We start from the raw sequence: 24,480 nt of genomic DNA on the forward strand, positions 1-24,480 counted from the left end.
CTCGCCGCGGCCGGTAGAGTCGGCCAGACCGGACCACGAAGGAGAACCGCAGCTGTGACAGCACCCCAGACGCACGACGGGCCGGTCGTCGACGACGGCGCGGACGACGATCCCCGCGTGGCCAACATCGACTGGGATCTGGCGGCGTCGCTGGGCAGCCGACTGGCGCGGCCCGGGCCGCGCGTCACCCGCTACACGATGGACCAGGCGCGCGCCGAACTCGCCGATGCCGCGATCCGCGCGGAAGGGCCGGTGCGTGAGGTGACCGGACTCGCCGACGGGCTGCGCGTCCCGACCGCTCGCCTCCTCGACCGCTCGGGCTGGATCGCCGCGGCGGCGTCGTCGATGCCGGCCATGCTGGGCGACCAGGAGCCCGGCCGCGGACTGACCGGCAAGCTCGCTGGGGCGCAGGCCGCCGGGCTGCTCGCCTTCCTGTCCAGCGCGATCCTCGGCCAGTACGACCCGTTCTCGCCCGATCCGGAGACCGGCGACGAGGGCGTGCTGATGCTGGTCGTGCCCAACATCATCGCCGTCGAACGTCAGCTGCGCGTCTCGCCGAGCGACTTCCGCCTCTGGGTCTGCCTGCACGAGGTGACCCACCGCGTGCAGTTCTCCGCCAACCCGTGGCTGGCCGGATACATGCGCGACAACGTCGGCGTGCTCACCGGCGACGCCGGTGAATCGATGACCGATGTGGTCGGCCGGATCACCGAGACGCTGCGCAGCGGCCGTCCCCGGGAGAAGGGCGTGCTGGGACTGATGCAGCTGATCCAGACCCCGGAACAGCACGACGCCTTCGAGCGCGTGATGGTGCTCGGCACCCTTCTCGAAGGGCACGCCGATCACGTGATGGACGCCGTCGGGCCGGCACACGTGCCGACCGTCGAATCCATTCGCGAGGCCTTCGATGCGCGCCGCACCCGCCCGCAGAATCCGATTCAGCGGCTCATCCGGGCGCTGATCGGCATGGACGCCAAGATGGCGCAGTACATCCGCGGCAAGGCGTTCGTCGACGCGGTGGTCGGTGAGGTCGGGATGGCCGCCTTCAATACCGTGTGGACCTCGCCGGACACCATGCCGACGATGGCCGAGATCGGCGAGCCCGAGAAGTGGATCGCACGGGTCCTGTAGCGGGTCCACCGCCGAAATCGTCCGCCCAGCAGGAGCTGATCGGCGCTGTCCGGGGATTCGTGCATCGGTATCTTCCGTCGCCCCTTGCCCTTCGACCGCGTGTCGTCGCAAGCTCCGCCACGCATGCTCAGGACCCGCCTGTCGAAAGGGTCTGCGTCGCGCTCTCCGGCGGGCCGGACTCCCTGGCGCTGACCGCCGCGGCCGTCCGGGCCGGACTCGACGTGACCGCGCTGGTGGTGGACCACGGATTGCAGTCCGGGTCGGCGCGGATCGCGGCGGAGGCCGCGGACGCGGCGAGAACGATCGGCGCGCGGGCACAGGTGCTCAAGATCGACGTCTGCGGGCCGGGCGGCCCCGAGGCCGCGGCGCGTCGTGGGCGGTACGCCGCGCTCGACGCCGCCCGGGCCGGGCGGCCGGTGCTGCTCGGCCACACCCTCGATGACCAGGCCGAGACCGTCCTCCTCGGACTCGGCCGCGGCTCGGGGGCGCGCTCGCTGGCCGGTATGGCCGACTGGAACGAACCGTGGGGCCGCCCGCTGCTGCGTGTGCGGCGCGCGCAGACCCGGCGGGCCTGCGCCGAGTGGGGCCTGAGCCCCTGGCACGACCCGCACAACGACGACCCGCGCTTCACCCGGGTGCGCCTGCGGCACGAGGTGCTGCCGTTGCTCGACGACGTCCTGCACGGCGGCGCCGCCGAGGCCCTGGCCCGGACGGCGGCGCAGCTGCGCGCGGACTCCGAGGCCCTCGACCTGCTCGCCGCCGACCTGCTCGATCGCGCGCGCACCCCCGGCGGCCTCGATGTCGCGGCGCTGGCCGCGGCCCCGGTGGCGCTGCGCACCCGGGCGCTGCGGTCGTGGCTCACCGAATCGGGCGCGGCGGCACCGTCGTTCCGGCTGACGGCCCAGGTCGAGGCCCTGGTCACCGACTGGCACGGCCAGGGCCCGATCGCCGTCGGTGGCGACGCCGCCGCGCGTCTGGTGATCGCCCGGCGAGCCGGTGTGCTCACCTGCGGATCGGTCGACCGGTGAGTCGAGGCGGCGATGTCGCGGACGGGGGATGGGGAATGAGGCTGGTCGACCGCGCCAGGCTCTGAGCCGGTCCGCGATCTGCCGTGGCCACGTGCGAGATGCGCGCACCGGCGGTGGGAGACGGGCGGCGGGGATGTGCAAAGCTAGACGCGTGGCGCATGGGTACCCGGACAACGACATCGACCAGATCCTGATCACTCAGGAGCAGATCGCGCAGCGGACCGCGGAGATGGCGCAGACCGTCGCCGAGCGGTACCGGGATGCGCCCGACGATCTGGTGCTCATCGGCGTGCTGAAGGGTGCGGTCATGTTCATGACCGACTTCGCCCGGGCGCTGCCGATCCCGAACCAGATGGAATTCATGGCGGTCAGCAGCTACGGGTCGTCGACGTCGTCGTCGGGCGTGGTGCGGATCCTCAAGGACCTGGATCGGGACATCGCCGACCGGGACGTGCTGATCGTCGAGGACATCATCGACTCCGGTCTCACCCTGTCGTGGCTGATGAAGAACCTGGCGACCCGGAATCCGCGGTCCCTCGAGGTGGTCACCCTGCTGCGCAAGCCGAAGGCCGTGCAACTGCCGGTCCAGGTGGCCGATGTGGGTTTCGACATCGAGAACGAGTTCGTGGTCGGCTACGGCCTGGACTACGCCGAGCGCTACCGCGATCTGCCGTTCATCGGGCGCCTGCACCCGTCCGTATACAGCTCCTGACCCGGCCGCCGGCGGCCGTCGTTACGCCCTGCGGGAACAAAGAGGGGGTCCCCGGGGGTTGACAGGTAGCCTCAATGGCGAGTGAGACGGGAAGGACAAGGGCGCGCCGCGACACCCACCCGCAGGTGAGGGGCGACGGCGCCCGCGCGAACCAGCATGAATCGTAAGAAGCTGTACCGGAATCTGGCCATCGTGGCCGTGATCATTCTGGCCCTGTGGGGTTTCTCCGCGCTGCGTTCGACCGACGGTGAGTACACCGGCGTCGACACCTCCGTCGCGATGACACAGATGAACGTCAAGAACACGAAGTTCATCACCATCGACGACAAGGAACAGCGGGTCCGCATCGAGCTGAAGAAGCCGATCAAGCACGACGGCAAAGACGTCACCAAGATCCAGTCCCAGTACCCGTCCGGGGTCTCGCCGCGCATCTTCCAGGCCGCGACGGCCACCGGCGCCCCGTACTCGACGCACATCACCAAGGACTCCGGGATCTGGCAGTCGATCCTGATCTTCGTGCTGCCGATGGTGCTGCTGTTCGGTCTGTTCTTCCTCGTCATGAGCCGGATGCAGGGCGGCGGCCGGGGCGGCGTGATGGGCTTCGGCAAGTCGAAGGCCAAGCAGCTGTCCAAGGACATGCCGAAGACGACGTTCGCCGACGTCGCCGGCGCCGACGAGGCCGTCGAGGAACTCGACGAGATCCGCGACTTCCTGCAGAATCCGGCCCGCTACCAGGCGCTCGGCGCCAAGATCCCCAAGGGTGTGCTGCTCTACGGCCCGCCCGGCACCGGTAAGACGCTGCTGGCGCGCGCCGTCGCCGGCGAGGCCGGGGTGCCGTTCTACACCATCTCCGGCTCGGACTTCGTCGAGATGTTCGTCGGTGTCGGTGCCTCCCGCGTCCGAGACCTGTTCGAGCAGGCCAAGGCCAACAGCCCGTGCATCATCTTCGTCGACGAGATCGACGCCGTCGGCCGCCAGCGCGGCGCCGGCCTGGGCGGCGGGCACGACGAGCGCGAGCAGACCCTGAACCAGCTGCTGGTGGAGATGGACGGCTTCGGCGAGCGCTCCGGCGTCATCGTGATGGCCGCGACCAACCGCCCCGACATCCTCGACCCGGCGCTGCTGCGGCCGGGCCGTTTCGACCGGCAGATCCCGGTCGGCAACCCCGACATGGCCGGCCGTCGCGCGATCCTCGCGGTGCACGCCAAGGGCAAGCCGATCGCGCCCGACGCCGACCTCGACGGACTGGCCAAGCGTACGCCCGGCATGTCCGGCGCCGACCTGGCGAACGTGATCAACGAGGCCGCGCTGCTGACCGCGCGTGAGAACAAGAGCGTGATCACCGACGAGACCCTCGAAGAGGCGGTCGACCGCGTGGTCGGCGGCCCGCGCCGGAAGAGCCGCCTGATCAGCGAACACGAGAAGAAGGTGGTGGCCTACCACGAGTCGGGCCACACCCTCGCCGCCTGGGCGATGCCCGATCTTGACCCGATCTACAAGGTCACCATCCTGGCCCGCGGGCGCACCGGCGGTCACGCGCTGGCCGTGCCGGAGCAGGACAAGGACATCATGACGCGCTCGGAGATGATCGCGCGCCTGGTGATGGCCATGGGTGGTCGTGCCGCGGAGGAACTGGTGTTCCACGAGCCGACCACCGGCGCGTCGTCGGACATCGATCAGGCCACCAAGATCGCTCGCGCGATGGTCACCGAATACGGCATGAGCGGCCGCCTCGGCGCCGTCCGCTACGGCCAGGAGCAGGGCGATCCGTTCCTGGGCCGCGGGATGGGTTCGTCGCCCGACTACTCGGCCGGTGTCGCCGCCGAGATCGACGAGGAGGTGCGCCGCCTGATCGAGGCCGCGCACACCGAGGCGTGGGCCATCCTCGATGCGAACCGCGACAAGCTCGACGAGCTCGCCGGTGCGCTTCTGGAGAAGGAGACGCTGGTCCGCAAGGATCTCGAAGTGATCCTCGACGGCGTCGACAAGCGCGAGCGGATCACCGAGTTCAGCGAATTCGGTGACCGCACCCCGAGTTCCAAGCCGCCGATCAAGACCAAGGGCGAATTGGCGATGGAGCGCGGTGAGCCGTGGCCGCCGCCCGCGCCCGAGCCGGTCACCGTGCCGCCCGCGCCGCAGCCGGCGCCCGGCTATGGCCAGCCTCAGCAGGGACAGCCTGCCTACGGGCAGCCGCAGCCGGGTCAGCCGCCGTACGGCCAGCCGGCGCCGGGCGTGCAGCCGCGCTACCCGGATCTGAGTCGTCGTGCGCCGTCGCCGGGGCAGCCCGGGTACGGCCAGCCCAACGGCGGCCAGCCCCACGGCGGTCAGCCGAACGGCGGCCAGCCGGGATACGGTCAGCCCGGCCCGAACGGCGGACATCCCGGCGGCACCTGGCCCGACTACGGAGCCCCGCGCGATTGGCAGGCCCCGGGGTGGCCGCCGGCCGACGACCCGCGCAACAACTGATCTCTCGCCGGAAGGAACCGAAGAACCGAGATGAGCGACGAGCCGCTGATCACCGCCGACGGTCGCGCATTCGATCAGGCGCGGGCCGAGGCCGCCGTGCGCGAGCTGCTGCTCGCCGTCGGCGAGGACCCCGACCGCGAGGGCCTGCGCCGTACGCCGGAGCGGGTGGCGCGCGCCTACCGCGAGATGTTCGGCGGGCTCTACACCGATCCGTCGGACGTGCTGGCCACCGTCTTCGACGAGGACCATCGCGAACTGGTTCTCGTCAAGGACATTCCGATGTATTCGACCTGCGAGCACCACCTGGTCTCCTTCCACGGAGTGGCGCACGTCGGCTACATCCCCGGTGCCACCGGCCAGGTGACCGGCCTGAGCAAGCTCGCCCGGCTGGTGGACCTGTACGCACGACGTCCCCAGGTGCAGGAGCGGCTCACCAGCCAGATCGCTGACGCGCTCATGGACCGGCTCGCTCCGCGCGGCGTGATCGTGGTGATCGAGGCCGAGCATCTCTGCATGGCGATGCGCGGCATCCGCAAGCCCGGCGCCAGCACCACCACCTCGGCGGTGCGCGGAATCTTCCAGACCAGCGCGGTCTCCCGCGGCGAAGCGCTCGACCTGATCGCCCGCTGATGACCGCGCCCGACGGCGGCCGGACGCTGGTGATCGGCGTCCTCAACGTCACCGCGGACTCGTTTTCCGACGGCGGCCGGTACCTCGACGCCGACGCGGCCGTCGAGCACGGGCTCGCACTCGCGGCGGCCGGCGCCGACATCGTCGACGTCGGCGGGGAGTCGACCCGGCCCGGCGCGGTCCGGGTGGACCCCGCCGTCGAAGCGGCCCGGGTGGCCCCGGTCGTCGCCGCCCTGCACGACGCCGGGGTGGTCACCTCCGTCGACACCATGCGTGCCGCCGTCGCCGAAGCCGCGATCACGGCCGGGGCGTCGTACATCAACGACGTCTCGGGCGGTCGTGCCGATCCGGCGATGGCGTCGCTGGTCGCCGACTCGCACCTGCCCTGGATCCTGATGCACTGGCGGCCGTCGGACGCCTCGGCCACCGGCGACCGGCACTTCACCCACCGGCACACCGATTCCGGCGGCTATCGCGATGTGGTCGCCGAGGTGAGCGGTGAACTCCTCGGGCAGGTGGACGCCGCCGTTGCCGCGGGCGTCGACCCGGACCGGTTGATCCTGGACCCCGGCCTCGGCTTCGCCAAGACCCCCGACCACAACTGGTCCCTGCTGCACGCGCTGCCGACGCTGGTCGGGCTCGGTTTCCCGGTGCTCATCGGGGCCTCCCGCAAGCGTTTCCTGGGCTCGCTGCTGGCCGACGGCGGCGTCGACCGCGCGCCCGAAGGCCGCGACATCGCGACCGCGGCCATCTCGGCGCTGGCCGCGGCCGGTCGCGCGTGGGGCGTGCGGGTGCACGACGTCGCGGGCAGCCGCGACGCGGTGGCCGTCGCCCAGGCGTGGACATCGAGCCGACCGAGAGGGGCCGGGCATGGCTGACCGGATCGAACTGACGGGACTGCGCGTCCGCGGCCATCACGGGGTCTTCGACCAAGAGCGGCGCGACGGCCAGGACTTCTTCATCGACATCACCCTGTGGCTCGACCTGCGGCCGGCCGCGGTGAGCGACGATCTCGCCGACACCGTCGACTACGGGGCGCTGGCCCAGACCGCGCACGACATCGTCGCCGGTACTCCGCGGAACCTGATCGAGACGGTCGGCGCGCAGATCGCCGACACGATCATGACCGATGCGCGCATCTCCGCGTGCGAGGTGACCGTACACAAGCCGTCCGCGCCCATCCCGCTGATGTTCGACGACGTCGCCGTCGTGACCCGCCGCTCGCCCAAGTCCGGGCCGGGCCGGGTGCCGCGATGAGCCGCGCGGTGCTGTCGGCCGGCTCCAACGTCGGCGACAGTCGCGGGCACCTCGCCTCGGTGATCGCGGCGCTGGGCGACCGGCTGGTCGCCGCCTCGCGCGTCTACACGACGCCGCCGTGGGGCGGCGTGGAGCAGGACGACTTCGTCAATCAGGTGCTCGTCGCCGAGGGCGACCTGACGCCGGGGGACTGGCTGGAGTTCTGCCGCGCCTGCGAGCGGGCCGCCGAGCGCGAGCGCACGGTGCGCTGGGGACCGCGGACGCTGGACGTCGATGTGGTGTCCGTCGAGGAAGGCGGCACCGTCGTCGTCAGCGACGATCCGGAGCTGACCCTCCCGCATCCGCGGGCCGCCGTGCGAGCCTTCGTGCTGGTGCCCTGGCTGGAGATCGAGCCCGACGCCGTGCTGGCCACGCCCACCGGCCCGCGGCGGATCGCCGAACTGCTGGACGAACTGGATCCGGCCGAGCGGGCCGGTATCGCCTCGGCGGAGGCCTCGTGACCACCGGCGCGTCGCACGGCCACCACCCCGACGACGAGCACAAACTCGGCCCGACGCGGGTGCGCGACCTGCTGGCGGTCGCGGTGGTGGCCGGGCTGGTCCTGTGGGTGCTGGCTCGCTACCACTACGGGCTGTTCCCATCGCTGCCGTGGCCGGCCGGGCTCACCCTGTACGCCGCGGCGGTGCTGGAAGTCGTGATCGGTTTCCTGGTGCGGTCCCGGATCGCCGGCGGCAAGCTCGGGCCCGGTGAGGGGCAGCTGCACCCGATCAGCGTGGCTCGTCTGGTGGCGCTGGCCAAGGCGTCCGCGTTGGTCGGCGCGATCGCGCTCGGCGGATGGGCCGGACTGTCGGTCTACCTGCTGGCGCATCGGGAACTCGACGTCGCCCGCGCCGATCTGCCGGCCGCGGTGGTCGGAGCGGTCGGTGGCCTGCTGCTGGCCGGCGCGGCCCTCTGGCTGGAGCACTGCTGCCGCGCACCCGACGACCCGTCGCCGGATGCCCCAGACACCTCGCCGAACCCGGTCTGAACGCCGACTCTCCGCGGCCGCTGCCCGCCCGGGCACCCGGTGCCGGGTAAGTTGGCCAGCATGACCAGCACAGATAGCGCAGCACGGGCCCGCAGGCGACCACCTCGCCGCGCCGCCACGCCGTCGTCCGCTGACGGATCGGGCACACCTGCCGCTCCAACCACCCCGGCGGGTGCCCGGCGACTCCCGGCGTCGCCGGCGCAGTGGCTGCTCGGCCTCTTCATCGTGCTCGCGCTGATCGCGAGCCTGCTGATGGTGTTCGGCGACGACATCTCGCTGATCGCCTCCCTGGCCGTGATCGCGGCGCTGTGGGCGGCAGTGATCGGTGCAGTGCTGGTGACCAAGTACCGGCGGCAGGCCGACGTGGCCGAGAGCCGCAGTCGCGACCAGCGCATGGTGTACGAGCTGCAGCTGGAGCGTGAGATCGCGGCCCGCCGCCAGTACGAGGCCGAGGTCGAGACCGCGATCCGTCATGAGCTGGCCGAGGAGACCAACGAGGAGTTCGAGGCCCTCAAGCAGCAGGTGCTCGCCCTGCGGGCCAGCCTGGAGAAGGTCCTCGGTAATCCGCTGCCGGACGTGCCCCTCGCGCTGCGTCCGGAACGCCGTCGCGAACTCGGCTCCGGACTGTCCGGGGTGGCCTACGCGGGTGCGACCGACGACCGTGTCGCCGCGAACCTCGACTTCGCCTCCACCGTGCCGCCGGCCGACGGCGGCCGCCATGCCCCGGTCGTCGAGACGGTACCGGAGGAGGTGCCCGAGGTGGAGATGACCGAGATCATTCCGGTCGTCACCGAGGAGGCGCCGGAATTCGATTACGCGGAGGCGGTCGACGAGGGTGCCGCCGCTGCGTACACCGGATACGCGGAGACCGGATATGCCGAGCCCGGATACGCCCAGACCGGGTACGCCGAGGCGGGATACGCGGAGGCCGGATACGCGGAGGCCGGATACGGGGAGGCCGGGCCGCACGCCGACTACACCGCCACCGAGTACCGGTACACCGGCGGCGAGTACACGGCGATCGATTACGCCACCGAGCCGCCGGCGGCGCACTACCCGCAGCAGCCCTACACCCAGCCGGAGCAGTACGCGCCGCCGCAGGACTACGTGCTGCCGCAGGACTATCCGGGGGCCGGCTATCAGCCGCCGGCCGCGCCGGTTCCGCCGGTGCCCGAGGTGCCGCCGATGCCGCAGCGGGGCCGTCGGGGTCCCGCCACGGACGACGGTGCCCATACCGGTGGTCAGCCGGTCTCGGAACTACTCAACCGGCTCCGTGAGGGGTCGGGCGGCGGGTCGTCGAGCGGTCGCCGCCGCCGCGACTGACACCGCGCCTCACAACTCGACGCGACGTTTTTCGTTGCCCGGATCTTCCACGTTTCCCCTGGTCGCGGTTTCCTGTTTTCTGGACCAGAAAACAGTATTCGGCCGTGACCTGCGATTTTGTCGCGATGTGTGCGTTCTGCCTACCGGCGGGTTTCTAGCGTGGTGGGAGGGCACGACGAGGTGCCGTCATCGCACGAATGTTTGAGTTTGAGGAGTTCTGATGAAGCGTCGTCTGGGTGTGGTGGCCGCCGTTGCGGGTGTGCTGTCGCTGTCGGGTCTGATCGCGGGGCCGGCATCGGCGCAGACGCATTCGACCCGGGAGGGGCTGGCGATCGAGTTGACGGCCGCGCAGCAATCGGTGCGGAAGGTCGCGCCGCTGGATTCGTCGCCGACGTCCGGTGAGGCCCTGCTGTCGTCGAACATTCACGCGGGGATCGCGCACATCGACGGTAAGAAGGTCCGGGCGACTGTGGAGCTGGGTTACCAGATCGGCTATCCGGTGCAGGTGGCGCCCGACGGGGTGAAGGTGACCGCGCATACGCCGGAGTTGAAGCTGACGGGTGGGGTGAATGCGAAGGTCGCACCGGATGTGACGGTGAGTGATTCCGGGGGTGGTGGTTCGGTGGGTGAGATCGGTGGTGAGTTGGGTGCGGAGGCGACGGTGATTCCGTCGGCGGATCTGGAGTTCACGGTCGGTGCGGGCAAGATCACCACCGTGACGCTGGCGGAGATCGCGTTGACCAAGCCGGTCGCCGACATCGTGTTGTCCGGGGTTGATGTGAATGTGACCAATGCGGTCGGGCCGATCTCGGTGCGGCCGTTCGCGAAGATCTCGGTCACCTCGGAGACGGGTGTGTACGTGTATTACGCCTACGGCAAGACCTCCCGGATCTGACCGGGGTCTGCCGTATCCGGTCCGGTGACGGGCGCCCCGCGGTCGGGGCGGGACGTCCGTCACCGATTCCGACTTTTCAGGAGTGAGAATGACCATCGTCTTCGCCGCCGGCGACTTCGCCCTACTGATGGTGATCCTGGTGACCGTCGCTCTCGTGCTGGGCACGTGTGCGCTGTCGGTGCGCAGGCACCTGCGGCACGGCGGGATTCTCGGGCGACGCGCCGGAGGACGGGCGCGACGGTCTCGGCACTGACTCCCGCGGATCGTGGTGGTCAGGGTCCGGCCGCGTCTGTCGGCGCGGATGGGGAGATCGTCGTGAGCTACGACTCAATCGGTCGCCCGATGGTGACCGATCGGCGTCGTCGTTACTTATTCTGTCGCGAGTGAGAGTCTCTCCGTCGGGGAGGGGGGCTCCGTGCGACAGGCGAATGATGACCTTTTCCGAGGAATTGCGGAGGCTGTGGGCCGCCGCGGGCGATCCGACGCTCCGGAACGTGAGCGAGGCGGTCGCCGAGCGCGGCCGGCCCGCCGGGGTCACGGTACGCCAGAGCTTCCTCGGCCGCTTGAGCGATTGGCGCAAGGGCCGTCATCTGCCACGTGAGTTCGACGGCGTCCTGCTCCTCACCATCGCCGAACTGCTCGACCGCGCCCGGGCCCGGGACGCGCTCGCCGGCATCCCGGCACGGATGGAGCAGTGGGAGGAGCTGTGGCGTCAGCAACGGCTGGCCGAGTCCAGTGACGACGTCGCCTGCCCGTACCCGGGTCTCGCACCGTACGGGTCGGACGCGGCGGCGCGCTTCTTCGGCCGCGACGAACCGATCGCGGCCATCACCGCACTCATCCAGGACGCACTCGACGACGGGGGCGGCCTGGTGGCGCTGGTCGGTGTCTCCGGTTCGGGGAAGTCGTCGCTGTTGGCCGCCGGGGTGGCGCCTGCGCTGACCGGCACGGGCGTGCGCGTCGTCGCGATGACGCCCGGCACTGATCCGGACGCACAGCTGACGCGGGCGCTCGACACGGCCGGTGACGGTGACGGGCCGCTGGTGGTGGTGATCGATCAGGCCGAGGAACTCTTCACCGTCGCCGACGGCACCCGGACCCTCGCGTTCCTGGAGACCCTGGGCGCGCTCACCGCGCGCGACGCGCCGCATCCCGTCGCGGTCCTGATCGGCCTGCGCGCCGACTTCCTCTCCGAATGGGTGCGCTACCCGAGTCTGGTCGAAGCGATGAACAAGCGCACCTACCTGCTCGGCCCGATGCGGCGCGCGCAGTTGAGCGAGGTCATCGTGGCGCCGGCTGCCGGGGTCGGCGTGAAACTCGACCCGGGGCTCACCGAGCTGGTGCTCGCCGAATTCTGCGGACCGCAGATGGAGGACTACGACGCCGGTGCGCTTCCGCTGCTCAATCACGCACTCGCCACCCTCTGGCGGCATCGCACCGGCAACCGGCTCACCCTAAACGCCTACGAGGCATCCGGGGGCGTGTTCGGCGCCCTCGGTGACACCGCCGAACAGATGTGGTCGCAGTTCGACGACGCCGTGCAAGATGAGGCCCGGCGAGTCCTCCTGCGGCTGGTCCACCTCGACGACACCGGCCGGGACGCCCGTGTGCCGCGTACGCGCGACGAGCTCCTGGTCGGTGGCGGTGAGGCCCGCGGTGCGCGGGGTGACGCGATCGACGCGCTGGTCGGCGCCCGGTTGCTGACCGTCGACGGCGACGACCGGATCACCTTCACCCATGAGATCGTGATGCGGTCGTGGCCGCGCCTGCGGACCTGGATCGACGACGACCGGGCCGACCTCCTGGTCCGGCAACGCCTGGAGGATGCCGCGCTCACCTGGGAGGATGCGGGCCGCGACCGCAGTCTGCTGCTGCGCGGCACCCAGCTCGAACGAGCACGAGACGCGGCCGGCTCCGGCGACGTCTCCCCGGCGACCGCGGCCTTCGTCGCCGCCGCCGAACACACGGAGCGGCGCACCGGACGACTGCGGCGGGCGGCGATCGTGGCGCTGATCCTCGCGACGGTGCTGGGGCTGACGATCAGCGTGATCGCCGCGCGCGCCAGCATCGACGCGAACCGGCAGCGCACCGCCGCCGAGCTCGGCCGCCTGCACGCCGACGCCGACCGGCTCCGCGATTCCGATCCGACGATGGCCGCGCGCCTGACCCAGCTCGCGCAGGAACAGGCGCCGTCGGACGACAACCGCTCCCGACTGATCGCCACCGCGAACCTGCCCCTTGCGATCGGCATCGACTCGGGCGCCGGCGCCGTCTACACCGCGGCCGTCAGCCCCGATGGATCGCGGGTGGCCGGCACCGGCTCGGACGGCGCGCTGCGGATCTGGCGGGCGGACCGGCCGGCCGCCGTGCCCGCGGTGTTGCGCGGGCACCGTGGCTTCCTCACCAGTGTCGCCTGGTCGCCCGACGGATCGCGCCTGGCCACCACGTCCGACGACGGCACCGCGCGGATCTGGCCGGCCGCCGGCACCGGCGCTCCCACGGTGCTGACCGGCCACCGCGGCCGCGTCGTGTACGCCGCTTGGGCGCCGGACGGGCAACGGCTGGTCACCGGCGGGATGGACGGCACGGTCCGCGTCTGGGATACCCGGAGCGGCGCGCAGCTCGCCGAACTCGACGGCCACACCAAGGACGTGCGCACCATCGCCTGGAGCCCGGACGGCAGGCTGATCGCCTCGGGCGGTGCGGACGGTACGGCGCGCCTGTGGGACGGGGCGTCGTACGCGCCGCGCGGGGTGATCACCGGTCATCTCGACACCGTGCACGCCCTCGCGTTCTCCCCGGACAGCCGCGTGCTGGCGACCGGATCGGACGACAGCACGGTCCGGATGTGGCAGGTGAGCGATCCGGCCGCGCCGGTCGCCCTGGGTCTGCCGATGACGGCGCACACCGCGCCGGTCTGGTCCGTCGGCTTCAGCCCGGACGGCCGCCGCCTGGTCTCGGCGTCGCTCGACGGTTCCGCGCGCGTCTGGAGCGTCGCCCGGCCGGCGGTGCCGGTCCAGCTCGGGCAGACGCTCGACGGCGCCGCCAGTTCCCTGTATTCGGCGACCTTCACGCCCGACGGCCGTCGCGTGGTGACAGCGGGCGCGGACGGGGTGATCCGCATCTGGGATCTCCCGGACACGGTGCTCGCCGGGCACACCGGGCGGGTGGTCGCGCCGGCGATCGTCGCCGGACGGATGCTGACCGGCGACTCCGACGGCGCGGTTCTCCTCTGGGATGTGCGGAACCCCGCCGAACCCGTTCTGCTCGACGCGACGCAGACCGCGGGTGGACCGCAGAACGACCAGCTCGCGCTTTCACCGGACGGGCGCCTCGCGGCGGCGGCCACCGCCGACCACACCGTGCGGGTCTGGCCGCTCGACGCGCGCGGGCGTTTCGGTGCTCCGCAGACCCGCACCCTCGACACCCTCGACCAGCAGCGTGTCTCCTTCGCACCGACGATGGACGGTGGACGGGCGCTGATGCTGACCGGCGCCCGCGACGACTCCTTCCAGCTGTGGCGGGTCACCGCCGACGGGCAGGCCACCCCGGCCGGGCCGCCGCTGGTTCACGGTACGACCGGGATCTGGGCCACCGCCGCGGCCTGGAGTCCGGACGGCACCCGCCTGATCACCGCGGGCGTCGACGGAATGCTGAATCTCTGGGACGTCGCCGACCCGGATCACCCGCGGAAGCTCGGGACCAGCCCGAATTCGGCCGGGGCGATCAACGCGCTGGCCTGGTCGTCCGAGGTGGTCGCAGCCGGTGGGGACGGCGGGCTCATCCGGTTCTGGCGGGTGCACCACGGCACCCTCACCCTGCTTGCGCAGCGCACCGCCGAACGCGGCGGCACCGTCCGCACCCTCGAGTTCGCGGACGACGGCCACCGCCTGCTCTCGGCGGGTGACGGCCAGACCCTGATCGCGTGGAACACCGCTGATCCGGCGAACCCGCGCCAATGGGGAGAACCGATCGGTCCGGCCGGGGCGGGGCGGTGGTACGCCGATGCCACCCCCGACGGCCGCGCGGTGGTGGTCGGCGGCGACCACGGGTACCTCGCCGTCGTCGTCCTGGATCCGGAGTACGCCGACCGGCGGATCGACCGGGCGTCGCTGCCGCTCACTGCGGACCAGCGTGCCCGCTTCGGAATCCGGTGAGTTCGCCCCCTTTGCCGGAAGCGCGAAACCGCCTACCGTCGAGGAATGACCGAGCCGAGTAATCAACCGCCGCACGGCGGCGGCACCCCGCCGAATCCCTACGATCAGCCCGCGGGCCGACCGGCCGCGCCGGACCAGTACGCACCGACGCAGTTCCAGACGCCGCCGTCGTACGGCCAGGCGCCGCCGTATCCCCAGCACTCGCCGCAGTACCCGCAGGCCCAGTCCCAGTACCCGCAGCCCCAGTACGCGCAGCCGTACACCCCGGCGCCCTACGGCCGGCCGCTCTCCGGTGCGCCCGCTGCCCCGGCGACACTGAGCCCCGCGGTGACGATCATCTCGTGGGTCACCGTCGGCCTGTGCGTCCTGGTCGCGGTGGCCGCGTTCCTGCCCTGGGTCACCCTCGGTGCGCTGAGCGTGTCCGGTCTCGACGACGGCCGCGACGGGACCATCACCCTGGGTCTCGCGGTGATCGTCGGCATCGTGGCGGTGATCAGCGGGGTGATCCGCAAGCCGTCCGGCGTGCATCTCGCCTCGGGCATCGTCGCGACCCTGGGCGGTCTGCTGGTGGCCGCCGTCGGCGTGGTCGACATCGTGGACATCACCGGTGACGGCCTGGTCGGTGTCGGTATCGGCCTCACGCTCACCCTGATCTTCGGGCTGGCCCTCCTCGGCGCCGGAATCGCGGGCATCGTCAAACGACGGTGAAGCGAGTCACAGGTCGTGGCGTCCGTCGTGGTGCGCGCCTATCGTTGCGGTGTACGTCCGGTACCCGGCCGAGCCGGGACTGGAACTGCGACGGAGGACGATGGTGAACGCATCCCTGCCCGCCCCGCGCCTGACTGTCGGCGTCGTGTCGGCCGGCCGCGTGGGCACCGCTTTCGGCGAAGCGCTCGCCGCGGCGGGACATCGAGTGGCCGCGGTCCACGCCCCGTCGCAGGTCTCCCGCGAGCGCGCCGAACGCCGCCTCCCCTTCGCCGGGCTGGGCACCGTCGACGAGGTCGTGACCGCCGCCGAGCTGGTCCTGCTCGCCGTTCCCGACACCGAACTGCCGACCGTGATCGACCAGGTCGCCGCGGGGGTGCGGCCCGGACAGATCGTCGCCCACACCGCGGGCGCCCACGGCACCGCGATCCTGGCTCCCGTCGCCGAGCGCGGCGGCATGGTGCTCGCCCTGCACCCGGCGATGACCTTCGTCGACAGCCCGGACGACACCGCGCGCCTGGCGTCGTCGTGCTTCGGCATCACCACCGACGATCCCTTCGCCGACGCGGTCGCGGCCTCGCTGGTTCTGGAGATCGGCGGTACCCCGGTGCGGATCGACGAGTCGCAGCGCACGCTCTATCACGCCGCTCTCGCGCACGGCGCGAACAACCTGATCGCGCTGATCACCGACGCGGTGACGGCCCTGCGGGCGGCCATCGACGGCCCCCATCGCCTCGCCGAACAGGCCACCGTCGACGGCGGCGCCGCCGGCCTGCCCGAGCAGATCCTCGGCCCGCTGGTGCGGGCCTCGCTGGAGAACGTCCTCGCGCTCGGGCCGTCGGCGCTGACCGGCCCGGTCGCCCGCGGTGACCGGGCGACCGTCGAACGCCACCGCCGTGCCCTCGAAACGCTGCCCGACCCGGGCGTGGCCCTCGGCTACCGCGTCCTCTCGGCGCGCGCCGCGGCGGCCGCCGGAGCCCCCGCCGACTTCCTCGACTCGATCGGAGTGCTGCCCGAATGACGATCCAGCAGGCCGCGCAGGCCCCGTACACGCCCGGCGCGCTCACCGTGCACCGCGACCCGGAACAACTGCACCGGGTCTCCGCGGCGCTGCGTGCCACCGGCAAGCGCGTGGCCCTGGTCCCGACGATGGGCGCCCTGCACGACGGCCACCTGCAACTGGTCCGCGCCGCCAAGAGCCGCGGCAACACCGTCGTCATCGTCTCGATCTTCGTCAACCCGCTGCAGTTCGGTGCGGGGGAGGACCTCGACGCCTACCCGCGCACGTTCGACGAGGACTGCGCGAAGCTCGAAGCGCTCGGTGTGCCGCTGGTCTTCGCGCCGACCGTCTCGGCGATGTACCCGAACGGTCCGCGCACCACCGTCCATCCGGGTGCGGCCGGCCGCGGCCTGGAGGCCGCGCAGCGGCCCACCCACTTCGCCGGGATGCTCACCGTCGTGAACAAGCTGCTGAACATCGCCGCTCCGCACGCCGCGTACTTCGGCGAGAAGGACTACCAGCAGCTGGTGCTGATCAACCAGATGGTCGCCGACCTGAACATGGACGTCGAGATCATCGGCGTGCCGACCGTCCGGGAGGCCGACGGCCTCGCGATGAGTTCGCGCAACCGCTACCTCTCGCCCGCGCACCGGGAACTGGCGACCACCCTGTCGGCGGCCCTGCTGGCCGGTGCGCACGCCGCCGAGCACGGCGGTGACGCCGCCCTCGCCGCCGCCCGCGCCGTCCTGGCGACCGCCCCGGAGATCGAGGTCGACTACCTCGAACTGCGCGACCGCAACCTCGGCGACCCGTCCGCCGAGGGCGACGGCCGCCTGCTGATCGCCGCCCGATTCGGCGACACCCGGCTCCTCGACAACGTCGGCGTCGATCTCGGCGGTGTCCGCCGGGCCTACGACGACGAGGCGGGGCGCGACTTCTTCGCACAGAACCACTCCACCGCTACGGAAGAGGGCAACTGATGTTCCGCACCATGATGACGTCCAAGATCCACCGCGCCACGGTGACCCAGGCCGACCTGCACTACGTCGGCTCGGTCACCGTCGACCAGGATCTCCTCGACGCCGCCGGCCTCCTCGAAGGGGAGCAGGTCGCGATCGTCGACATCGACAACGGCAACCGCCTGGAGACCTATGTGATCGCCGGTGAGCGGGGCAGCGGCGTGATCGGCATCAACGGTGCCGCCGCACACCTCGTGCACCCCGGCGACCTGGTGATCCTGATCGCCTACGGCATGCTCGACGAGGAGGAGCTCAAGACCTACTCGCCGAAGGTGGTCTTCGTCGACGAGCTCAACCGCCCGGTCACCCTCACCGACGATCCCGCCGACGTCCCCGCGGGCTCCGGCCTGAAGGATCCGCGGCAGCTCGCCACCGCCGCGGTCTGATGCTGCTCACGGTCACCGTCGGCAACACGAACATCCATCTCGGGGTGTTCGCCGGTTTCGGCGACCACGCGACGCTGGTGCGCGACTGGCGTATCCACACCGACCCGCACCTGACCGCCGACGAACTCGCGCTCACCTTCCGCGGTCTGCTCGGCGACGACATCGAGCGGGTGACCGCGGTCGCGGCGCTCTCCACCGTCCCGTCCCTGCTCCTTGAGCTGCGGGTGATGGCGCCGCGGTACTTCGGCGACGGCCCGCACGTCCTGCTCGAGCCGGGTGTGCGGACCGGTCTTCCGCTGCTGGTCGACAATCCCAAGGAGGTCGGCACCGATCGCGTCGCCAACGCCCTCGCGGCGCACGCCCGCTTCCCCGGCCGCCCCTGCATCGTCGTCGCCTTCGGTACCGCCACCGTGGTCGACGCGGTCTCGGCGAAGGGGGAGTTTCTCGGCGGCGCCATCGCGCCCGGCGTCAACCTGGGTGTCGAGGCGCTGTCCGACCACACCGTCACCGTCCGGCGAGTGGAGCTGCGCCCGCCGCGCAGCGTGATCGGCAAGAACACCGTCGAGGCCCTGCAGTCGGGCATCCTCTTCGGCTTCGCCGCCCAGGTCGACGGCCTGGTGCAGCGGATCCGCGACGACGTCCCCGGTTTCGGCGGCAGCGACGTGGCCGTCGTCGCCACCGGTTTCCTCGCCCCGCTCATGTACGACGAGTGCCGCACCCTCACCGACCACGCCCCGCATCTCACCCTCGACGGCCTCCGCCGCGTCTACGAGCGGGCCAAAGCCGCCCGCCCGCGCTGATCGCGGCCCGGATGCCGGCCCGTGTGCTGTCCGGTGGTCGTCAGACGACCACCGGACAGCAGACGAGGGTGGGATGCGAGGGTCAGCGGTACTCGTAGGAACGCCACGGCTCGCTCGACACCGTGGCGCCGTCGGGTCCGGTGATCCACAGCCGGTCCGGGTGCACGTGGTAGGTGTACCCGTTGTTCGAGACGTGGAAGCCGTACTGATTCTGCGTCGCGCCCCAGAGAGCGATCTCGTTTCCGGTGGTCAGCGCCTTGCCCTTGTAGGCCCAGCCAGTTGGGCCCTGCACTGGGCAGATGAGTACCCGGGACCAGTCGGATTCGGCCTTGACCTTGGCCGGACCGTGGCACCACGGGCCGCCCGGAAAGCCTTCGGCCGCCGCGGGCCCCGCCGCGAGTGTGGCGGATCCGGTGGCGAGGGTGGCGGCGGTGAGTGCCGCCGTGATGATCGTGCGAACTCGGTGTCGCATCGTGAACACGTCCTTCGCAGGTGAGCGGCAGCGGCCGGGCCGCCCCATTCCTGCGCGATCGACTGCGTCGGCCGCTACCCGGTATATCGGGCCGCGACCGCTGTGGCGTTAACCACAGCGCTCGATCCGGCGACGGCCAGACGGCGGAGTCGCGGGTCGTGACGACCCACGACTCCGCCCTCTCCCCGGCTCAGAGCAGCGAGGCGACCATGCCGCCGTCGAGCACCAGACTGCTCCCGGTGCACCACGACGACTCGCCGGACGCGAAGAACAGCGTCGCGGCGGCGACCTCCTCGGGGGTCCCGTACCGCCCTTGCTTCTGCTCGATGAGGCCGTCGAACCCGCCCGCGGGCAGACCGAGGGCCGCTTCGAAGTCGGGTGCCGCGGCGGTGACCAGTGCGGTGTCGATGAAGCCCGGCAGTACCGCGTTCACCCGTACGCCGGCCGGGCGGAACTCGATCGCCGCGGTCTCGGTCAGGTTGCGGACGGCGGCCTTCGCCGCGGCGTACGGGGCGAGCAGTGGCGATCCCGCGGTGGAGGTGATGGAACTGATCGTGACGATCGAGCCACCGCCGGACTCGGCGATCACCGGCGCGGCGTAGCGGATCGACAGGAACACCCCGTCGAGGTTCACCGCGGTCGTCTTGCGCCAGTCGGCGTACGACATCGACGCGATCGGCTGCACGAAGCCGACGCCGGCGTTCGGCACCATGATGTGCAGCGCCCCGAACTCCTCGTGCGCCCGCGTCACGAGAGCCTGGACCTCGGTCTCCGAGGTGACGTCGGTGGTCACCGCGACGGCTCCGTCCAGCGAGTCGGCCACCGACCGGGCGTTGGCGCCGTTGATGTCGGAGACGACGACCTTCGCGCCCTCGGCGGCGAACCGCCGCGCGATGGCCTCGCCCAATCCGGCGCCGGCGCCGGTGACGATGGCGACCTTGCCATCCAACTGCTTGCTCATACAGTTCTCCTCGTTTCCCGGACACCGCGTGTGCCCTCGGTCGCAGTCAACCGTCTGTCCGGTCGCGGAGATAGGTGTCGCGGGGACAAGATCGCGCGGTCGTTTTGTGCGCCGTGCCCGGGGGGGACGTCACTCGGCGACGACGGCGCGCACCACCTCGGTCAGCGCGCGCACGCTCGGCCGGACCGCCGAGCCCGCGGCCCGGACCAGCACGACTCGCCGGGTCACCTCCTGCGTCAGCCCGATCCGGTCGATGTGCACCCGGTTGTTCAGCTCGACCATCAGATCGGTGACGAAGGTGGCGCCGAGACCGGCGCCGGCCAGCGCCAGTGAGACGGCGGTGTCGGTGATCTCGTGCCGCACCCGCGGCTCGAAACCCGCGTCCCGGCAGGCCGCCCGGACGGCGAGACCGAACTGGGTGTCCGGGGCGGGCATGATCCAGTCCCAGCCGGCCGCCGCTCCCAGATCCATCACCGCACCGGGCGACGTCCCGCCGGCCACCGCCAGCCCGAATCGCTCGGTGCGCAGCGTGACGGTCTCCACATCGGCGGTCCGCGGCATCGGGTGATGCGGGTACTCCACCCCGAACGCGGCGTCGACCTGGCCGCGCTGGACCGCCGCCACGGCGTCGTCGACGTCGAGTTCGCGGCTCCGCAGATCGAGCAGCGGATAGCGGCGCCGCGCCTCCGCGACGATCGGGGCGAGCAGGACGCCCGCGGTACTGCCGAAGACGCCGAGCGCCGCAGGTGCGGCGGCGTCGTTCTCGACGGCACGCACCGCGTCCCGGGCGGCGCGCTCGTCGCGCAGGATGGTCTCGGCGTGCGCGGCGAGGACCACACCGGCGTCGGTGAGAATCACGTTGCGGCCGGACCGGCCGATGAGGGCGGTGCCGACGCAGCGTTCGAGCGCGGAGATCTGCTGGGAGACCGCGCCCGGGGTGTAGCCGAGCTCGTCCGCGACAGCGATCATCGTCCCTTTCCGGGCCAGGTGGAGCAGGGTGTTGAGATGCGTCAGACTCATCGCCGCCATATAAGAAACTCTAAACGAAAACATCAAAAATCTATCGCTAGTGCTATTCAAAACGGCGGACGACGATGAAACGGTCCGAGACCGACCCCGAGGAAGTGCGCCGCCCATGACCGACCCCACCGGCATCGTCAGCCCCGATGAGCTGTTCGCCGTCGACTCCCTGCTCTCCGACGAGGAGCGTGACATCCGGGCCAGCGTACGGTCGCTGGTCGAGCGCAGCTTCGCCCCGCGGATCGCCGGCTGGTTCGAGTCGGGACGGATCCCGGCGGCCGAACTCGCCCGCGAACTAGGCGACCTCGGCCTGCTCGGCATGCACCTGCACGGATACGGCTGCGCCGGCACCTCGGCCGTCGCCTACGGCCTCGCCTGCCTGGAACTGGAAGCCTGCGATTCCGGACTGCGCTCCCTGGTCAGCGTGCAGGGCTCGCTGGCGATGTTCGCGATCCACACCTACGGGAGCGAGGAACAGAAGGAGCGGTGGCTTCCGGAGATGGCGGCCGGCCGCGCCATCGGCTGCTTCGGCCTGACCGAACCCGACTTCGGCTCCAACCCCTCCGGGATGCGGACCGCGGCGCGCCGCGACGGCGACGACTGGATCCTGACCGGCACCAAGATGTGGATCACCAACGGCTCGGTGGCCGACGTCGCGGTGGTGTGGGCGCGCACCGAGCAGGGGATCGCCGGGTTCGTCGTGCCGACCGACACCCCGGGATTCACCGCCAACCCGATCACCTCGAAGCTGTCGCTGCGCGCCTCGGTGACCAGCGAACTGGTCATGGACGACGTGCGGCTGCCCTCGTCGGCACGACTGCCCGGGGCCACGAGCCTGCGCGCCCCGCTCAGCTGCCTGAACGAGGCGCGCTTCGGCATCGTCTTCGGTGCCCTCGGGGCGGCCCGCGACTGCCTGGAGACCGCCGTCGACTACGCGCGCACCCGCGTCCAGTTCGGCCGGCCGATCGCCGGATACCAGCTCACCCAGCAGAAGCTCGCGGACATGTCGCTCGAATACGGCAAGGGCCTGCTGCTGGCGCTCCAGCTCGGCCGCCGGAAGGACGCCGGGCTGATCCGCCCGGAGCAGATCAGCGTCGGCAAGCTGAACAACGTCCGGGAGGCCATCGCCATCGCACGAGCGGCCCGGACGATCCTCGGCGCCAACGGCATCACCACCGAATACCCGGTGCTGCGGCACGTCAACAACCTCGAATCCGTGCTCACCTACGAGGGCACCTCCGAGATGCACACGCTGATGATCGGTCAGGCGCTGACCGGCGAGTCGGCGTTCCGGTGACCGTCGTGTCCGAGCCGGTAGACCTGCGTTTCACCGAACTGATCGGTGGCCTGGATGCCGCGGCGGTCCCGGCGTCGCCGGTCGCCGACGGGATCACCCCCGGCGACCTCCTCGCCCTGTACGACGCGCAGCTCTTGAGCCGGCACGTCGACCTCGCGGCGCGCCGGCTGCGCGCCGCCGGTCGCGGTTTCTACACGATCGGCTCGGCCGGTCACGAGTCGAACGCCGCGGTCGCCGCGGCACTGAGACCGACCGATCCGGCGCTCCTGCACTACCGCTCGGGTGGCTTCTACATGGCCCGCGCCGCGCAGGTGCCGGGGATCGACCCGGTGCGCGACGTGGTGCTCGGCCTCCTCGCCGCCGCCGACGAGCCCATCTCGGGCGGCCGGCACAAGGTGTTCGGCCGCCGTGAACTCGCCGTGATCCCGCAGACGTCCACCATCGCCTCGCACGTCCCGCGTGCGGTGGGCGTGGCCTTCTCGATCGACCGCGCCGCGGCGCTCGGCGTCGACTCCGCGTGGCCCGCCGATGCCCTCGCGGTCTGCAGCTTCGGCGATGCCTCGGCCAACCACTCGACGGCGCTCGGCGGGATCAACGCCGCCGTGCACACCGCCTTCCAGGGCGGGCCGATGCCGCTGCTGCTGGTCTGCGAGGACAACGGTATCGGGATCAGCACGCGGACACCGGACGGCTGGATCGCGAGCAGGTTCTCCTCATCGCCAGGACTGGAATACTTCGCCGCCGAGGGGACGGACATCGCCGGGACGGCGGCGACGGCTCGCCGGGCTGCCGAATTCGTCCGCACGATGCGTCGCCCGGCGCTGCTGCATCTGCGCACCGTCCGGCTGATGGGGCACGCCGGGTCCGACCTGGAGACCGCCTACCGGTCGCGCGCGGAGATCGAGGCCGAGATGGACCGGGATCCCGTTCTCGCCGCCGCGCGCACGCTGATCGATCGGGGCGTGCTGACCGCCACCGAAGCCCTGGCTCGCTACGAATGGGCCCGCGACCGGGTCGCCGGCACGGTGGCCGAGGTCGCCGGTGCCCCGCGGCTCGTCTCGCCGGCGGCGGTGGCCCGACCGATCACCGAGGTCGTCGCCGAATCGGTCGCGGCCACCGCGGGCGACGAACCCGCCGCCGGCACCGGCGCGCCGCTCAGTCTGGCCCAGTCGATCAACGCGGCGCTGGGCGAGGTCCTCGAGACGCGCCCGGAAGCGCTGGTGTTCGGCGAAGACGTCGGCCGCAAGGGTGGCGTCTACGGCGTCACGCGGGGCCTGCGCAAGCGCTTCGGTGGTGCCCGGGTGATCGACACCCTGCTCGACGAGCAGTCGATCCTCGGCCTCGCCCTCGGGGCCGGGGTCTCCGGCCTGCTGCCGATCCCGGAGATCCAGTACCTGGCCTACCTGCACAACGCCGCCGATCAGATCCGCGGCGAGGCCGCCACCCTGCAGTTCTTCGCCGACCGCCGCTACCGGAACCCGATGGTGGTCCGGATCGCCGGGTACGGCTATCAGAAGGGTTTCGGCGGGCACTTCCACAACGACAACGCCGTCGCGGCCCTGCGCGACATCCCCGGCCTAGTGATCGCCTCGCCGTCGCACCCGGGAGACGCGCCGGGCATGCTCCACGCGTGCGTGACGGCGGCGCGCACCGCCGGAGCGGTCTGCGTCTTCCTGGAACCGATCGCGCTCTACCACTCCCGCGACCTGTACGACGACGGTGACGGTCTCTGGACGGCGCCCTATCCGGGCGCCGAACCGGTGCCGATCGGCCGCGCCCGCACCCACGGCGACGGCGCGGACCTGACCATCGTGACCTTCGCGAACGGTGTCCCGATGAGCCTGCGGGCGGCCCGGCGGCTGCGGGCTGAGGGGATCGGCGTGCGCGTGGTCGATCTGCGCTGGCTGGCGCCGCTGCCGGACGACGACCTGATGCGGGAGGCGGCCGCGACCGGCCGGGTGCTCGTGGTCGACGAGACCCGACGCTCCGGCGGGGTCTCGGAGGGCGTCGTCACGGCCCTGCTCGACGGCGGCTACCGCGGTGCGGTGCGCCGGGTGACCAGCGAGGACAGCTTCATCCCGCTCGGCGACGCCGCCCTGGAGGTTCTGCTCTCGGAGGAGACCGTCGTCGCCGCCGCCCGGGACATGACCGGGCGTCGCCGCTGACGAAATAGATCAGCAGAGCTAAACACAAT

General features: G+C 71.6%; 23 protein-coding genes. 20 read left to right on the forward strand and 3 right to left on the reverse strand.

Annotated features, from left to right (window positions below; genetic code table 11):
- The first annotated feature begins 117 nt into the window (after nt 1–117).
- The 18 genes from MYK68_RS02530 to MYK68_RS02615 all read left to right on the forward strand — a co-directional run bounded on the left by MYK68_RS02530 (nt 118) and on the right by MYK68_RS02615 (nt 18,536).
- On the forward strand, nt 118–1,131 hold the full coding sequence (locus tag MYK68_RS02530; protein ID WP_247867903.1) for an Rv3626c family coenzyme F420 biosynthesis-associated protein: 1,014 nt from the start codon (nt 118–120) through the stop codon (nt 1,129–1,131).
- Between the two features lie 38 nt (nt 1,132–1,169).
- Entirely contained in the window at nt 1,170–2,159 is a 990-nt protein-coding gene (gene tilS, locus MYK68_RS02535; RefSeq protein ID WP_502798315.1) for a tRNA lysidine(34) synthetase TilS, read from the forward strand.
- A 133-nt stretch (nt 2,160–2,292) separates the two neighbouring features.
- Complete coding sequence (hpt, locus tag MYK68_RS02540) at nt 2,293–2,871, forward strand: hypoxanthine phosphoribosyltransferase (RefSeq protein ID WP_247866166.1); 579 nt, start codon at nt 2,293–2,295, stop codon at nt 2,869–2,871.
- A gap of 156 nt (nt 2,872–3,027) precedes the next feature.
- Nucleotides 3,028–5,337, forward strand: coding sequence for an ATP-dependent zinc metalloprotease FtsH (ftsH, locus tag MYK68_RS02545; protein ID WP_247866167.1), 2,310 nt, complete (start codon nt 3,028–3,030; stop codon nt 5,335–5,337).
- Between the two features lie 30 nt (nt 5,338–5,367).
- Nucleotides 5,368–5,967 carry a GTP cyclohydrolase I FolE gene (gene folE / locus MYK68_RS02550; protein WP_247866168.1) on the forward strand — a complete coding sequence of 200 codons (600 nt, stop codon included), beginning with the start codon at nt 5,368–5,370 and terminating at the stop codon, nt 5,965–5,967.
- Nucleotides 5,967–6,845, forward strand: coding sequence for a dihydropteroate synthase (folP, locus tag MYK68_RS02555; RefSeq protein ID WP_247866169.1), 879 nt, complete (start codon nt 5,967–5,969; stop codon nt 6,843–6,845). The genes folE and folP overlap by 1 nt, the downstream gene beginning before the upstream one ends.
- On the forward strand, nt 6,838–7,224 hold the full coding sequence (gene folB, locus MYK68_RS02560; protein WP_247866170.1) for a dihydroneopterin aldolase: 387 nt from the start codon (nt 6,838–6,840) through the stop codon (nt 7,222–7,224). Before folP ends, folB begins: the two co-directional genes overlap by 8 nt.
- Nucleotides 7,221–7,724: a 2-amino-4-hydroxy-6-hydroxymethyldihydropteridine diphosphokinase gene (folK, locus tag MYK68_RS02565; protein ID WP_247866171.1), complete on the forward strand. Its 504-nt coding sequence runs from the start codon at nt 7,221–7,223 to the stop codon at nt 7,722–7,724. Before folB ends, folK begins: the two co-directional genes overlap by 4 nt.
- Entirely contained in the window at nt 7,721–8,251 is a 531-nt protein-coding gene (locus MYK68_RS02570) for a DUF3180 domain-containing protein (protein WP_247866172.1), read from the forward strand. The genes folK and MYK68_RS02570 overlap by 4 nt, the downstream gene beginning before the upstream one ends.
- 60 nt (nt 8,252–8,311) lie before the next feature.
- Complete coding sequence (locus tag MYK68_RS02575) at nt 8,312–9,574, forward strand: DUF6779 domain-containing protein (RefSeq protein ID WP_247866173.1); 1,263 nt, start codon at nt 8,312–8,314, stop codon at nt 9,572–9,574.
- A gap of 220 nt (nt 9,575–9,794) precedes the next feature.
- The gene (locus MYK68_RS02580) at nt 9,795–10,469 is read left to right on the forward strand and encodes an MspA family porin (protein WP_247866174.1); all 675 of its coding nucleotides are present in this window, start codon (nt 9,795–9,797) and stop codon (nt 10,467–10,469) included.
- Between the two features lie 88 nt (nt 10,470–10,557).
- Nucleotides 10,558–10,722: a hypothetical protein gene (locus MYK68_RS02585; RefSeq protein WP_247866175.1), complete on the forward strand. Its 165-nt coding sequence runs from the start codon at nt 10,558–10,560 to the stop codon at nt 10,720–10,722.
- Nucleotides 10,723–10,900: 178 nt separating this feature from the next.
- Nucleotides 10,901–14,626: an nSTAND1 domain-containing NTPase gene (locus MYK68_RS02590; protein WP_247866176.1), complete on the forward strand. Its 3,726-nt coding sequence runs from the start codon at nt 10,901–10,903 to the stop codon at nt 14,624–14,626.
- Between the two features lie 45 nt (nt 14,627–14,671).
- A complete protein-coding gene (locus MYK68_RS02595) occupies nt 14,672–15,334 on the forward strand; it encodes a hypothetical protein (RefSeq protein ID WP_247866177.1) in 663 nt (220 codons plus the stop codon).
- A gap of 100 nt (nt 15,335–15,434) precedes the next feature.
- Nucleotides 15,435–16,352 (forward strand): Rossmann-like and DUF2520 domain-containing protein, encoded by a 918-nt coding sequence (locus MYK68_RS02600; RefSeq protein WP_247866178.1) that lies wholly within the window; start codon nt 15,435–15,437, stop codon nt 16,350–16,352.
- Nucleotides 16,349–17,311 (forward strand): pantoate--beta-alanine ligase, encoded by a 963-nt coding sequence (panC, locus tag MYK68_RS02605; RefSeq protein ID WP_247866179.1) that lies wholly within the window; start codon nt 16,349–16,351, stop codon nt 17,309–17,311. Before MYK68_RS02600 ends, panC begins: the two co-directional genes overlap by 4 nt.
- Nucleotides 17,311–17,736, forward strand: coding sequence for an aspartate 1-decarboxylase (gene panD / locus MYK68_RS02610; RefSeq protein ID WP_247866180.1), 426 nt, complete (start codon nt 17,311–17,313; stop codon nt 17,734–17,736). Before panC ends, panD begins: the two co-directional genes overlap by 1 nt.
- Entirely contained in the window at nt 17,736–18,536 is an 801-nt protein-coding gene (locus tag MYK68_RS02615) for a type III pantothenate kinase (RefSeq protein WP_247866181.1), read from the forward strand. The genes panD and MYK68_RS02615 overlap by 1 nt, the downstream gene beginning before the upstream one ends.
- An 82-nt stretch (nt 18,537–18,618) precedes the next feature.
- Here MYK68_RS02615 and MYK68_RS02620 read toward each other — a convergent pair whose 3' ends face one another.
- From MYK68_RS02620 to MYK68_RS02630, 3 genes are all read right to left on the reverse strand, one after another.
- Nucleotides 18,619–19,008, reverse strand: a complete 390-nt coding sequence (locus MYK68_RS02620) for a hypothetical protein (RefSeq protein ID WP_247866182.1) — start codon at nt 19,006–19,008, stop codon at nt 18,619–18,621.
- 190 nt (nt 19,009–19,198) lie between these two features.
- Complete coding sequence (locus MYK68_RS02625) at nt 19,199–19,969, reverse strand: glucose 1-dehydrogenase (RefSeq protein WP_247866183.1); 771 nt, start codon at nt 19,967–19,969, stop codon at nt 19,199–19,201.
- Between the two features lie 129 nt (nt 19,970–20,098).
- Nucleotides 20,099–20,989, reverse strand: coding sequence for a LysR family transcriptional regulator (locus MYK68_RS02630; protein ID WP_247866184.1), 891 nt, complete (start codon nt 20,987–20,989; stop codon nt 20,099–20,101).
- A 115-nt stretch (nt 20,990–21,104) separates the two neighbouring features.
- Here MYK68_RS02630 and MYK68_RS02635 point away from each other — a divergent pair, with 115 nt between their 5' ends.
- Together MYK68_RS02635 and MYK68_RS02640 are read left to right on the forward strand one after the other, a co-directional pair.
- Nucleotides 21,105–22,286 carry an acyl-CoA dehydrogenase family protein gene (locus tag MYK68_RS02635; protein ID WP_247866185.1) on the forward strand — a complete coding sequence of 394 codons (1,182 nt, stop codon included), beginning with the start codon at nt 21,105–21,107 and terminating at the stop codon, nt 22,284–22,286.
- Nucleotides 22,287–22,291: 5 nt separating this feature from the next.
- Entirely contained in the window at nt 22,292–24,451 is a 2,160-nt protein-coding gene (locus MYK68_RS02640; RefSeq protein ID WP_247866186.1) for a thiamine pyrophosphate-dependent enzyme, read from the forward strand.
- The last annotated feature ends 29 nt before the right edge of the window (nt 24,452–24,480 follow it).

It is taken from the genome of Gordonia sp. PP30, from assembly GCF_023100845.1.
In the GTDB taxonomy this organism is placed as follows: domain Bacteria; phylum Actinomycetota; class Actinomycetes; order Mycobacteriales; family Mycobacteriaceae; genus Gordonia.